Annotated in this window: 9 protein-coding genes and 2 tRNA genes; 8 read left to right on the forward strand and 3 right to left on the reverse strand. The window is 70.7% G+C overall.

Annotation, left to right across the window (positions count from 1 at the left end; all coding sequences use genetic code 11):
• Positions 1-119 precede the first annotated feature (119 nt).
• Entirely contained in the window at positions 120-1,022 is a 903-nt protein-coding gene (locus tag ABTY62_RS07460; protein WP_352128453.1) for an ABC transporter ATP-binding protein, read from the forward strand.
• Entirely contained in the window at positions 1,019-3,505 is a 2,487-nt protein-coding gene (locus ABTY62_RS07465; RefSeq protein WP_352128454.1) for an ABC transporter permease, read from the forward strand. Before ABTY62_RS07460 ends, ABTY62_RS07465 begins: the two co-directional genes overlap by 4 nt.
• A gap of 109 nt (positions 3,506-3,614) precedes the next feature.
• Here ABTY62_RS07465 and ABTY62_RS07470 read toward each other — a convergent pair whose 3' ends face one another.
• On the reverse strand, positions 3,615-4,796 hold the full coding sequence (locus ABTY62_RS07470) for an acyltransferase family protein (protein ID WP_352128455.1): 1,182 nt from the start codon (positions 4,794-4,796) through the stop codon (positions 3,615-3,617).
• Positions 4,797-5,436: 640 nt separating this feature from the next.
• Between ABTY62_RS07470 and ABTY62_RS07475 the strand changes: the two genes are divergently transcribed.
• The gene (locus tag ABTY62_RS07475; protein ID WP_502997415.1) at positions 5,437-5,601 is read left to right on the forward strand and encodes a hypothetical protein; all 165 of its coding nucleotides are present in this window, start codon (positions 5,437-5,439) and stop codon (positions 5,599-5,601) included.
• A 124-nt stretch (positions 5,602-5,725) separates the two neighbouring features.
• Here ABTY62_RS07475 and ABTY62_RS07480 read toward each other — a convergent pair.
• Positions 5,726-5,799: transfer RNA gene (locus ABTY62_RS07480), tRNA-Gly, on the reverse strand.
• Positions 5,800-5,972: 173 nt separating this feature from the next.
• On the opposite strand from ABTY62_RS07480, the gene ABTY62_RS07485 reads away from it, so the two are divergent.
• From ABTY62_RS07485 to clpX, 5 genes are all read left to right on the forward strand, one after another.
• Positions 5,973-6,049: transfer RNA gene (locus ABTY62_RS07485), tRNA-Pro, on the forward strand.
• Positions 6,050-6,213: 164 nt separating this feature from the next.
• Entirely contained in the window at positions 6,214-7,644 is a 1,431-nt protein-coding gene (tig, locus tag ABTY62_RS07490; RefSeq protein WP_352128457.1) for a trigger factor, read from the forward strand.
• Between the two features lie 353 nt (positions 7,645-7,997).
• Positions 7,998-8,612, forward strand: a complete 615-nt coding sequence (locus tag ABTY62_RS07495) for an ATP-dependent Clp protease proteolytic subunit (RefSeq protein ID WP_089506800.1) — start codon at positions 7,998-8,000, stop codon at positions 8,610-8,612.
• Between the two features lie 52 nt (positions 8,613-8,664).
• The gene (locus ABTY62_RS07500) at positions 8,665-9,336 is read left to right on the forward strand and encodes an ATP-dependent Clp protease proteolytic subunit (protein WP_352128458.1); all 672 of its coding nucleotides are present in this window, start codon (positions 8,665-8,667) and stop codon (positions 9,334-9,336) included.
• 179 nt (positions 9,337-9,515) lie between these two features.
• Positions 9,516-10,802: an ATP-dependent Clp protease ATP-binding subunit ClpX gene (gene clpX / locus ABTY62_RS07505; protein WP_014179676.1), complete on the forward strand. Its 1,287-nt coding sequence runs from the start codon at positions 9,516-9,518 to the stop codon at positions 10,800-10,802.
• A gap of 105 nt (positions 10,803-10,907) precedes the next feature.
• Here the strand turns inward: clpX and ABTY62_RS07510 are convergent, their stop codons facing one another.
• Entirely contained in the window at positions 10,908-11,789 is an 882-nt protein-coding gene (locus ABTY62_RS07510; RefSeq protein ID WP_352128459.1) for a hypothetical protein, read from the reverse strand.
• Positions 11,790-11,835 lie beyond the last annotated feature (46 nt).

Here is an 11,835-nt window from a genome sequence, read left to right on the forward strand (position 1 = left end):
CCGGGGGCCCGGCCGGGGGCTAGCCCTACCCCGGAAACGGCGGCAGCCGTCATGGCTGCGGAACCCCCGCCATCCGTAGGTTTCGAGGCATCGTCAAGCACCTCGGAAGGGCGGAGACCATGCGGCTGCGGAGGCGGCGCGAAGAGCGGCGCGAGGAGCGTCGGGGCGAGTGGGGGGAGGCCGCGGCCGACGCGGGCGGCGCAGCCGTCGAACTGCGCGGCGTGCGGCGGCAGTACGGCCGCGGCTCGCGCGCCGTGCACGCCCTGCGCGGCATCGACCTCACCCTCCCCCGGGGGAGCTTCACCGCCGTGATGGGCCCCTCCGGCTCCGGCAAGTCGACCTTCCTCCAGTGCGCCGCCGGCCTCGACCGGCCGACCGCGGGCTCGGTCCGCCTCGGCGGCACGGAGATCACCGGCATGACCGAGAACAAGCTCACCGCGCTGCGCCGCACCCGCCTCGGCTTCGTCTTCCAGTCCTTCAACCTCCTGCCCTCCCTCACCGTGGAGCAGAACGTGGTGCTCCCGATGCGGCTCGCGGGCGCGCGCCCCGACCGGGCCCGGGCCCGGGCCGTGCTCGCCCAGGTGGGGCTGCACGAGCACGGCGGGCGCCGCCCGGCCATGCTCTCCGGCGGGCAGCAGCAGCGGGTGGCCATCGCCCGCGCGCTCGTCACCAGCCCCGACGTGGTCTTCGCCGACGAGCCGACCGGTGCCCTGGACACCGGCACCGCCGCCGAGGTGCTCGGACTGCTGCGGCACGCCGTGGACGCGCTCGGCGCGACCGTCGTCATGGTCACGCACGACCCCGTGGCCGCGAGCTACGCCGACCAGGTGCTCTTTCTCGACGACGGCTCTGTCGCCGACAGCATGGCCCGCGCCGACGCCCAGGAGGTCACCGCCCGGATGGCCCGGCTCACCGCCCGCGCGGCCGCCGGCGCGCCGCCCCGTACGGCGAGCACGGCGACCGCACTGAGCACGGCGACCACGCCCGTCGGCGCGCCCTTGTCCGGAGAGACGGCCCGATGAGACCGCTCGGCAACGGGCTGGCCCGCGCCGCCGTCCGCTTCAAGCCCGCCGCCTTCGCGGGCACGTTCATCGCCCTGATACTGGCCGCCGCGATCGTGTCGGCCTGCGGGATCCTGCTGGAGACCGGGTTGCGGGCCGCGGTGCCGCCCGGGCGCTACGCGAGCGCCCCGGTCGTGGTCGCCCCGGACCAGCGGGTGGGGAACCGCGAGGCGTCGGAGCCCGCCCCCGACCGGGTCCGGCTCGACGCCTCGCTCGTCGCCACGGCCGCCCGCACCCCGGGCGCCGCGGCCGCCGCGCCCGACCTGACCTTCCCGGTCCGGGGCGGCGACGCCGCCCTGACCGCCCACGGCTGGGGCTCGGCCCCCTTCACCGGGGTCGCCCTCGGCTCCGGAGCGGCCCCGCGGGACGGCGAGGTCGTCCTGGACCCGGCGGCCGCCCGTGCGGCGCGCAGCGGCGTGGGCGGCCAGGTCACGCTGACCGCCGCCGACGGCGACCACCGCTTCCGGGTCTCCGGCATCACCCGTACGGACGGCGCGCCGGACCCCGGGCCCACCGTCTGGTTCACCGACTCCCGGGCGAGGGCCCTGTCCGGCCACCCCGCCACCGTCGACGCCGTCCTGGTCCGTCCGGAGCCCGGCACGACCCCCGCCGCGCTGGCGGACCGCCTCGGGCGCGCCCTCAAGGCGGCGCCCGGGGTACGCGTGCTCACCGGCGAGGGGCGCGGCGCGGCCCGGGAGCCTGGTCTCGCGGGGGCGAAGGACCTGCTGGAGGGGATCGGGGGTTCCTTCGGCGGGATCGCCACCATGGTCGCGATCTTCACCACCGCCGGGACCGCCGCCCTCTCCGTCGGCCAGCGCGGCCGCGAGATCGCGCTGCTGCGCGCGGTCGGCGCCACCCCGCGCCAGATCCGCCGGTCCATCGCCACGGAGGCGCTGCTGGTCGCCCCGCTCGCGGGCGCGATCGGCACGCTGCCCGGCATCGCGCTCGCGCACTGGTGGTTCGGACAGCTCCGGGACCGGGGCGCGATCCCGGCCGGGGTGGAGCTCTCGGTCTCCTGGATCCCGCTGGTCAGCGCGGTCGGCGCGGGGCTGGTCGCCGCGCTGTTCGCGGGCCTGGCCGCCGCCCGCAGACCGGCCCGGATCAAGCCGGGCCAGGCGCTGGGCGAGGCGGCCGCCGAGCCGTTCCGCCCCGGGGTGATCCGCACGCTGCTGGGCACCGCGGCCCTGGTCGGCGGCGGTGTGCTGACGGGCGTGGCGGCCTCCTCCTCGGGGGACGACGCGGCCGACGTCGCCCTCGGCATGGTGATGCTGTTCATGCTGGCCGTCGGGCTGCTCGGCCCGTTCGTCGCCCGCGGCTGCGCCTGGCTGGTCGGCCTGCCGCTGCGGGCGGGCCGGGCCCCCGCCGTCCTGGCCGCGGCCAACACCTGGGCCAACGCCCGCCGCCTGGCCTCGGCGATCACCCCGCTGGTGCTCGCGATGGCCTTCGCCTCGACGCTGGTGTTCCTGCACACCAGCGAGGACCACGCGACCGCCGGGCAGCGGAGCGCGGGCATCGTCGCCGACCACGTCGTCTCCGCGCCGGTCGGACTGCCCGCCGACGCAACGGCCCGCGCCGGCTCCGTCCGGGGCGTGGCGGCGGCGGTCGGGGTGCTGCGCACCGGAGTGCTGGTGCCGAGAGGCTCTGGCGACGGCGCCTGGCTGGCGAACGAGTCGGCGCAGGGCGTCTCGGAGGCCGGCCGGGCCCTGGCGGCCGTCCAGGACCTCGACGTCCGTACGGGCAGCCTGGCGGCGCTGGGGCGAGGCACGGCGGCCGTGGACGCCGACGTCGCCTCCGCGGTGGGGGTGAAGGTCGGCGACCGGCTCCGGCTGCGCCTCCCGGACGGCACGGCGGCCGCGCCCAAGGTCGTCGCGATCTACGGGCGGGGGCTGGGCCTGGCCCGGATCACTCTGCCCCGCGCGGCCCTGGCCTCCCATGTGACCTCGGCCTTCGACAGCCATGTGCTGGTACGGGACGCCGAGGGCGCCGACCCGGCGGCCGTCGCGGCCGAGCTCGGCCCGCTCGGCGAGGTCGCGGGACCCGGCGGCTACGCGGCCGCCCGGAACGAGGAGAGCGAGCTCAACGCGTGGGCCAACGCCGTGATGGCCGCGGTGCTGGGCGGCTTCGCCGCCGTGGCCGCAGCCAACACGCTGGTGATGACCGTGCTGGACCGCCGACGGGAGCTGGACATGCTGCGGCTGATCGGCTCGACGCGGCGGCAGGTCCTGGAGATGGTGCGCTGGGAGGCGCTGCTGGTGGTCGTCGCGGGGGTCGCGCTGGGCACGGCGATCGCGCTGGCCACACTCGTCCCGATGGCGCGCGGCCTGACCGGCGAGGGCCCGTACCTCCCGCCGCTGACGTACGCGGGCTTCGCGGGCGCCGCGCTGGCCCTCGGCCTGCTGGCGACGGCGCTGCCCGCCCGGGCGGTGCTCCGCCGCGGCCACTGACCGGCGAGAGGCAGGGGCCTGAAACAGGCCGGCGAAACGGCGAAGACCGCGCCGGGGCCGTCGTACACGGCCCCGGCGCGGTCTTCCGTCGTGCGCTCGGGTCGGGCGGTCAGGCCGCCGGGGTGGTGCGCTTCCGGGCCCGCTCGGCCGGGTCCTTGCGGAAGGCCCAGGCCATCTTCGGCTCCATCGCGAAGCGGAACACGCGCTGCACGGGTGGTGTGCAGAGCGCGGTGATCACCGCCGCGGCGATCACGGTCACCGCGATCTCACCCAGCGGCTTGTTCACCCACGGGTTGTCGTCGTACCAGCCCCAGAAGCGGGAGCCCTTGGCGAGGAAGCCGTGCAGCAGATAGCCGTACAGGGTCCCGGCGCCCAGGGCGGTGAACCACATCCGCCGCCGCGGCACCCAGGCGAAGAAGCAGGCGACCAGCACCATCGAGCAGCCGAACATCGCGAGGGTCATCACGGGCCCGGTCCACGGCGGCGCGGCCAGTTCCTGGACGCTGTCGCGGCGGTAGAACCACGCCTTGTTCATCCGCGGGCCCGCCCAGTAGGCGAACACGAACGCGGAGGCCAGCACCGGCAGCGCCAGGATCCGCGCCCGGCGCCCGCGCATCAGCTGGAAGTGCTCCGGCTTCATGTGCAGCCCGATCACGAAGAACGGCAGGAACTGGAGCACCCGCTGGAGATCGAGGTCGTCACCGATGTCGGGGGAGACCGAGGCGAGCGTCGCGATGGCCAGCGAGAGCGGGATGGGCCAGCGGATGATCTTCCAGATCGGGGTGGTCATCCGCCAGACGAACAGCGCGATCAGGAACCAGGTCAGATACCAGGGGTCCAGCAGGCTGAAGTCGAAGGTGGGGTCGTCGTCCGCCCAGCGCTTGAAGAAGGTGTACGCGATCTCGAAGATCAGATACGGCACCGCGATTCCGGTGATCAGCCGCTTGAGCCGGTCGGGCCGCATGTCGAAGCTGCGCGAGAAGTAGCCGGAGATGAGGATGAACGCCGGCATATGGAGCGAGTAGACGGTCATGTAGAGCGCTCTGGCGGTGCGGCTCCCGTCGGTGAGCGGCTCCCACGCGTGGCCCATGGCGACCAGGACGATCGCGAGGTACTTCGCGTTGTCGAAGAACGCGTCCCGCTGCTTGGGCTTGGGCCCGTTCGAAGCGGTCGGTGGACCCGTCTGATGCCCTGCTGTGTCGCTGTGCGGTGTGGGGGGAGTGGGCTCCGCCTCCCGGGCCGGGGGGAGCGGGGCCCGCTGAAAACCGTGCGGGCGCAGGGAGTTGGTCACAGGCCCTCCCACCAGGAGCTGGGGGAGAGAACCCGGGACCACACTGCGCGCCGGGGAGTGATGGCAGTGTGGAACATCTGAGGCACGATAGCCCCGAAACCTCTATTGCGTAAAACCTCGTTCAGTGCTTTGTTGCCTATCACATACATGGCCTGCACAGATACTTCTCGGGGGTAAGTCGACAAAGCGATCCCCGTGTTCGCCGCGGCGGCCCAAGCGCGCCCGATCTGTCGGGTTTCATCCAGCTTAAATGGCGACATATGCCCCGCAAGCGGCTCTGGCGGAATGTCTGGTTCATTGGCGCTTTGTCGTTATGCGCTGCGCCGCCGGAACGGTCTCGCCGGTAATTTGGAATTTCTCGCCAGACTATGTGATCAAGGCCAATTCTGATCGTCGGGCAAGTCGTCGAATTGTGGGCCGCGTCACCCTCTCCCGGCTCGTCCCGGACCGCTTCGGTGGGTAGGTGAGGTGCGGACCGACGGGCCGACGGTTGCGTCACGCGGCTCCAGTGCGGCGGCAGTTGATGGCACGATGGTGCCGCGGGGGTGTGCGAGGTCGCGTGCTTCCGGGGCCGGAGAGATGCGGAGCGACCGAGGGTGTGTGATCAGTCGTGGTCATAACAGTGTCTTTGGTGGTGCTGGTGGGGATCATCCTTGTGCTGATGGTCCGCAGCGGCAAGATCAAGTGGGGGCCCGCTCTTGTGGCGGCGCTCTTCGGGTTCCTACTCGCCTCGTCCGACCTGGCGCCGAACATCCAGGACTTCCTCGACTCGATCTCGCGCTCGATCAGCGAAATCGACCTCTGATCCGTCAGCGCCTCCGACCCGCGGAGCCGCCGGGACCCGGAAGACGGGTCCCAAGGGCGAGGCGGGTCCCGGGAAACGCGAACGGCCCGGCACTGGGGAATCCCCTGAACCGGGCCGCGAGCCATGGAGCGGGCGACGGGAATCGAACCCGCGTAGCCAGTTTGGAAGACTGGGGCTCTACCATTGAGCTACGCCCGCCTGCGCCGCCGCCCCGCCGGATGTCCCGGGCGCGGCCGCCGAGCGTGATCGCTCGACCCGCGGCACGGGAAGCATCGTAGCGGGTCCGCGCCGTATCCCGCACACCCTTGCCCACCAGTCGGAAAACCGGCAGCCGGGGCCCGCGCGGGCATGTACCCTACGTGTCGCACCGGCGGGGTGTGGCGCAGCTTGGTAGCGCGTCCGCTTTGGGAGCGGAAGGTCGTCGGTTCGAATCCGGCCACCCCGACCACTCACGATCACCACAAGCGCAAGATCGCATTGTGGGCCGCGTCATGCGTGCGGTTACTATGCAAGCTGCGCGTCTGTGACTTTCTCTAACCGGGCGCGATCCGCTGAAACGCATCACAGCAACGCAGCAGAACCCAAAGAAGTCAGCCCCAAGGAGACCGAACCGTGAAGAGCGCCGTGGAGACCCTGAACCCGACTCGGGTTCGGCTCACTGTCGAGGTGCCCTTCGAGGAGCTCAAGCCCAGCCTCGACGCGGCGTACAAGAAGATCAACCAGCAGGTCACGGTGCCCGGCTTCCGCAAGGGCAAGATCCCGGCCCGTGTGATCGACCAGCGCTTCGGCCGTGGCGCGGTGCTGGAGGAGGCCGTCAACGACGCGCTCCCGAAGTTCTACACCGATGCGGTCAACGAGGGTGAGCTGAACCCGCTCGGCCAGCCCGAGGTCGACATCACCGAGCTCAAGGACAACGAGCTGCTGGCCTTCACCGCCGAGGTGGACATCCGCCCGGCGATCGAGATCCCGGACTACTCCGGCATCGAGGTCACCGTCGACTCCGTCGAGGTCTCGGACGAGGACATCGACAAGGCCGTCGAACAGCTGCGCGACCGCTTCGCCACCACCAGCGCGGTCGAGCGTGCCGCCGCCGAGGGCGACATCGTGGTCGTCGACCTCGAGGCCAAGGTGGAGGGCGAGGTCCTCGAGGACGGCGTCGCCACCGGCGTCAACTACACGATCGGCTCCGGCGAGCTGCTCGAGGGCATCGACGAGGCGGTCACCGGCCTGGAGGCCGGCGGCTCCGCCACCTTCACCTCCGAGCTCAAGGGCGGTTCCGCCAAGGGCCAGGAGGCCGAGGTCACCGTCAAGGTCTCCGAGGTCAAGGCCCGCGAGCTGCCCGAGCTGGACGACGACTTCGCTCAGCTGGCCAGCGAGTTCGACACCTTCGAGGAGCTGCGCGGCGACACCCGCCGGCGCCTGGAGCAGTCGAAGAAGTTCGACCAGGCCACCCAGGCCCAGGAGAAGGTGCTCGACGCCCTCCTGGAGCTGGTCGAGGTCCCGATCCCCGAGAAGCTCCTCGAGGACGAGATCCAGACCCGCAAGCACAACCTGGAGCACCACCAGCTCGGCCAGATGGGTCTGACCCTGGACGCCTACCTGGAGATGCAGGAGAAGACGGCCGAGGAGTTCGAGGCCGAGCTCAAGGAGCAGGCCGAGAAGGGCATCAAGACCCAGTTCGTGCTCGACGAGCTGGTCAACAAGGAGAAGCTGTCCGTCGGCCAGGAGGAGCTCACCGAGCACCTGATGCGCCGTGCGCAGTCCTCCGGCATGAGCCCGGACCAGTTCGCCCAGGCCGTGGTCGAGGGCGGCCAGGTGCCGATGCTCGTGGGCGAGGTCGCCCGGGGCAAGGCCCTGGCGGTCGTGGTCGAGGCCGCGAAGGTCGTCGACGACAAGGGTGAGACCGTCGACCTGGACGACGAGGACGAGACGGGCGAGACCGTCGAGGCCGTCGAGGCCGCCGCCGAGGAGCCGGCTGCCGAGGCCGAGAAGGCCGAAGAGGCCGACAAGGCCGACAAGGGTGGGGAGAAGGCCGAGGGCTGATCGCCCCGCCGCCCTCTGAAAGCCCGTACGAGCGGGCCCGAACGTCTGAGCGCGTCCGGGCCCGTTCGTGGTTCCACGGCCCCGTGACGGCCCCTGGGAGGCGCCTCGCGGGAATTCCGCGGCGCGACCCCGTGCCCATGCCCCGCACACCCACGCGACCGGCAGGAACCTGCGCTCAGAGCGAACAGTTCCTGATGCGGGATGGCGCCCGCCGACCAGCGCGTTAGGGTCCGTAGATACGAGGGCAGGGGAGTCCCACGAGCCCGCCGGAGCGTACCGGCGGTTACGCCCCCCGCGTCCCAGAAGAAGACGCTGAGACGGCCAGTCGCCGTCAGAGACGAGCAGGTGGATACGTGACGAATACGATGCCTTCCGCCGCCGGCGAGCCGACCTTCGGAGGCCTCGGCGACCAGGTCTACAACCGGCTGCTCGGTGAGCGGATCATCTTCCTCGGCCAGCCGGTCGACGACGACATCGCCAACAAGATCACCGCGCAGCTGCTGCTGCTCGCCGCGGAGCCCGACAAGGACATCAACCTCTACATCAACTCTCCGGGCGGCTCGATCACGGCCGGCATGGCGATCTACGACACCATGCAGTACATCAAGAACGACGTGATCACCATCGCCATGGGCCTCGCCGCCTCGATGGGCCAGTTCCTGCTGAGCGCGGGCACCCCCGGCAAGCGCTTCGCGCTGCCGAACGCCGAGATCCTGATCCACCAGCCGTCCGCGGGCCTGGCGGGCTCCGCGTCGGACATCAAGATCCACGCCGAGCAGCTGCTGCGTACGAAGAAGAAGATGGCCGACCTCACCGCCTTCCACACCGGCCAGACCGTTGAGCAGATCACTCGCGACTCCGACCGCGACCGCTGGTTCTCGGCCGAGGAAGCCAAGGCGTACGGCCTGGTCGACGAGGTCATCGCCTCCGCGGCACACATCCCGGGCGGCGGTGGCACCGGGGCGTGAGCCGCCCGCTCCCAGCCGACCCAGCCCACTGCTCATCACCAGGACGGTGCATGTGAACACCCAGAACTTCCCCGGCAGGGACCTGTACGCCCGCCACGACGGCCCGCAGGCCGAGGCCCGCTATGTCGTACCGCGCTTCGTCGAGCGGACCTCCCAGGGCATCCGGGAGTACGACCCGTACGCGAAGCTCTTCGAAGAGCGCGTGATCTTCCTCGGCGTGCAGATCGACGACGCCTCCGCCAACGACGTCATGGCGCAGCTGCTGTGCCTGGAGTCGATGGACCCGGACCGTGACATCTCGATCTACATCAACTCGCCCGGCGGCTCGTTCACCGCGCTGACCGCCATCTACGACACCATGCAGTTCGTGAAGCCCGACATCCAGACGGTCTGCATGGGCCAGGCGGCCTCCGCCGCGGCTGTGCTGCTCTCCGCCGGCACGCCCGGCAAGCGGATGGCGCTGCCGAACGCCCGCGTGCTGATCCACCAGCCGTACAGCGAGACCGGGCGCGGTCAGGTCTCCGACCTGGAGATCGCGGCCAACGAGATCCTGCGGATGCGTTCGCAGCTCGAGGAAATGCTGGCCAAGCACTCCACGACGCCGATCGAGAAGATCCGCGACGACATCGAGCGGGACAAGATCCTCACGGCCGAGGAATCGCTGTCGTACGGTCTGATCGACCAGATCGTCTCGACCCGCAAGACCTCGGTGGGCCTGGGCTGAACTCCGGTATCGGCGCCCCCCTTGTATCCAGTAGCGCCAAGGGGGGCCCGAACGGGGCCCTGAGCAAGGTACCGTCATAGGGGGCTGGGGTCCGCCCCCGGTAACAGAAGCAGAAAGCGCAGCGCAAGCACCCGGATTCGGCTGAACAAAGCGGATCCAAGGCGAAGGGGAATCACCTCGTGGCACGCATCGGTGACGGCGGCGACCTGCTCAAGTGCTCGTTCTGCGGGAAGAGCCAGAAGCAGGTGAAGAAGCTCATCGCGGGCCCGGGTGTGTACATCTGCGATGAGTGCATCGATCTCTGCAACGAGATCATCGAGGAAGAGCTCGCCGAGACCTCCGAGGTGCGCTGGGAGGAACTCCCCAAGCCGCGCGAGATCTACGAGTTCCTCGAGGGCTATGTCGTCGGCCAGGAGGCCGCGAAAAAGGCGCTTTCCGTCGCCGTCTACAACCACTACAAGCGGGTCCAGGCCGGCGAGAACAGCGCCCACAACCGCGACGACGGCATCGAGTTGGCGAAGTCCAACATCCTGCTGCTCGGCCCGACCGGCTCCGGCAAGACCCTGCTGGCGCAGACCCTCGCCCGGATGCTCAACGTCCCCTTCGCGATCGCCGACGCCACCGCGCTCACCGAGGCGGGCTATGTCGGCGAGGACGTGGAGAACATCCTCCTGAAGCTGATCCAGGCCTCCGACTACGACGTCAAGAAGGCCGAGACGGGCATCATCTACATCGACGAGATCGACAAGGTGGCCCGCAAGAGCGAGAACCCCTCGATCACCCGTGATGTCTCCGGCGAGGGCGTGCAGCAGGCGCTGCTGAAGATCCTGGAGGGCACCACGGCCTCGGTGCCCCCGCAGGGCGGCCGTAAGCACCCGCACCAGGAGTTCATCCAGATCGACACCACGAATGTGCTGTTCATCGTGGGCGGCGCCTTCGCCGGTCTGGAGAAGATCATCGAGTCGCGGGCCGGCGCCAAGGGCATCGGCTTCGGCGCCACGATCCGCTCCAAGCGCGAGATCGAGGCCAGCGACCAGTTCCAGGAGGTCATGCCGGAGGACCTGGTGAAGTTCGGGATGATCCCGGAGTTCATCGGCCGCCTCCCGGTCATCACCTCCGTCCACAACCTGGACCGCGAGGCGCTGCTCCAGATCCTCGTCGAGCCGCGGAACGCGCTGGTGAAGCAGTACCAGCGGCTCTTCGAACTCGACGGTGTGGAGCTGCACTTCGACCGCCCGGCCCTGGAGGCCATCGCCGACCAGGCGATCCTGCGCGGCACCGGCGCGCGCGGTCTGCGCGCCATCATCGAAGAGGTCCTGATGTCGGCGATGTACGAGGTGCCGTCCCGCAAGGACGTCGCCCGCGTCGTCATCACCGAGGACGTCGTCCACTCCAACGTCAACCCGACCCTGGTGCCGCGCTCCCGCGGCAGCGAGCCGGGCGAGCGCCACGAGAAGAGCGCGTAGGGCCGAGGCCGCGCGGCAAGGCGCTGGAAGGCGCCACAGACGCGAGGAGGGCCCTGGGGAATCCCCCCGGGGCCCTCCTCGCGTCGTACGGCGTCAGCGCGCCGCTCAGGCGGGTTTGCGGGTGTCCTTGTAGATGCCCGCGGTCACCTCAGCGAACGCCTCCATGTCGGCGTCGTCCACGGTCGTGCTCTCCCCGTTGATGTCCAGCACCATGGCCGCGTCCGTCTTCTCGGCCCAGGCGCAGGCAGGGGCGTAGATCCGGTCGTACATCTTGACGACCTCGCACTCTATGCTCGGCCCGTTCTCGCCCTCGGGGTGGAACGTCTTGCGCTTCTTTTCGACCGTCGGGGAGGCGTCGCCGCCCGTGAAGCCCTTGAACATCTCGTCGCGGACCTTGTCGGGGTCGCTGAACTCCCCGTACACACCGGAGTAGGCCAGCCCCGAGTTCGAGTCGTCGGAGCGCGTGTACTGGGCGAGGACGGAGGTGGCGCCGTCGGGCATGCTGTCCTGCACGCTGGTGCCCTCGTTCTCGAGGTCCTTGGTGCCCTTGTCCAGGGTGTACGTGCCGTCGTCCAGCGACTTGGGGGCGACCAGCTTCATCGCCTTGGGCTTGTCCTCGCCCTGGCTGAGCACCACGGCGCCGGTGACGATCGCACCGATCACCACCAGACCGGCCGCCGAGATCGCGATGATCTTGGTCTTGTTGCGTCCCCCGGCGGGCGCCGCGGGCCCCGGGAAGGGCGCCTGGGGCTGGCCGTAAGGGGCGGTCGGCTGCTGGGGATAGCCGTAGCCTTGCTGCGGCTGCGGCTGCGGCTGCGGCTGCTGCTGGGGGTAGCCGTAGCCCGGCTGCTGTGCGTACGGATTGGGCTCCGCGGTCGGTTGCTGCGCCCCGCCGTACGGGTTGGGCTGACCGCCTCCGTACGGGTTGGGGCCCGTCTGGCCCCCGCCGTAAGGGCCGGGCTGCGGCGGCGGCTGGTTGTAGCTCATCGTGTGGGGGTCCCCCTCCGGGCTGCGCCTGTGAACTTCGCTGTGC

This window comes from Streptomyces sp. NPDC097640 (genome assembly GCF_040302705.1).
Taxonomy (GTDB): Bacteria; Actinomycetota; Actinomycetes; order Streptomycetales; family Streptomycetaceae; genus Streptomyces.

Excerpts from the sequence above, each read along its gene's own strand:
- ABTY62_RS07510 (WP_352128459.1), bottom strand. The coding sequence starts at position 11,789 with ATGAGCTACAACCAGCCGCCGCCGCAGCCCGGCCCTTACGGCGGGGGC.
- ABTY62_RS07460 (WP_352128453.1), top strand. The coding sequence starts at position 120 with ATGCGGCTGCGGAGGCGGCGCGAAGAGCGGCGCGAGGAGCGTCGGGGC.
- ABTY62_RS07465 (WP_352128454.1), top strand. The coding sequence starts at position 1,019 with ATGAGACCGCTCGGCAACGGGCTGGCCCGCGCCGCCGTCCGCTTCAAG.